This window comes from Rhizobacter sp. P1_G5, from assembly GCF_056405435.1.
Window position 1 is genome coordinate 1 of the sequence record NZ_JBFUCB010001185.1, and the last position, 614, is coordinate 614.

The 614-nt window shown below is 71.3% G+C and carries 1 protein-coding gene; it reads right to left on the reverse strand.

All coding sequences use genetic code 11. The features are described 5' to 3' along the window. Positions 1-22 precede the first annotated feature (22 nt). Positions 23-614: Rossmann-fold NAD(P)-binding domain-containing protein (locus AC1D12_RS34880; protein WP_477845610.1), on the reverse strand; the 592-nt coding region annotated here is incomplete at its 5' end.

The following is a 614-nucleotide window of genomic DNA, read 5'->3' on the forward strand; positions in this document are numbered from 1 at the left end:
CCCTGCCTACCCGCGCCTTTGCTCACGCCAAGCCCCTCAACGCAGCCGCACCATCCGGCGACGCCTCGCAATCCGCGATGTACTGCCGGATGATCTCGGTGAAGCTGCCGTCCGGCTTCAGCCCGAGCCGCGCCGCGCGTGCCGACTCGGCGCCCTTCGCCCAACCGGCCACGATGCCGGCGATGCGCTCGTCGCTGATGAAGCGCACGCGCTCTCGCACCGCGCGGCCGGCCACTTCTTCCAGCGCATCCAGCATCTGCCCGACACAGATGTTCAGTGCCGGCAGGTTCATCGCGAGCCGGCCCTGGAAGGCCTCGCGGCTCGCCTCGTACACCGCGATCAGCCCCTCCACCGTGCGCGCCGGCGAGGCCACCGCATGGCAGGTGTTCGCCGACACCGGGCACACCGCCTCCTCGCCGGCCAGCGGCTCGCGGATGATCCCGGAGAAGAACGACGAGGCCGCGCCGTTCGGCCGCCCCGGCCGCACCGTCACCGTCATCAGCCGCGCCGCGCGGCCGTCGATGAAACCCTTGCGCGTGTAGTCGGCGAGCAGGTACTCGCACATCAGCTTGTGCGTGCCGTACGAGGTCTGCGGCGCCGGCAGCGTGTCGTCG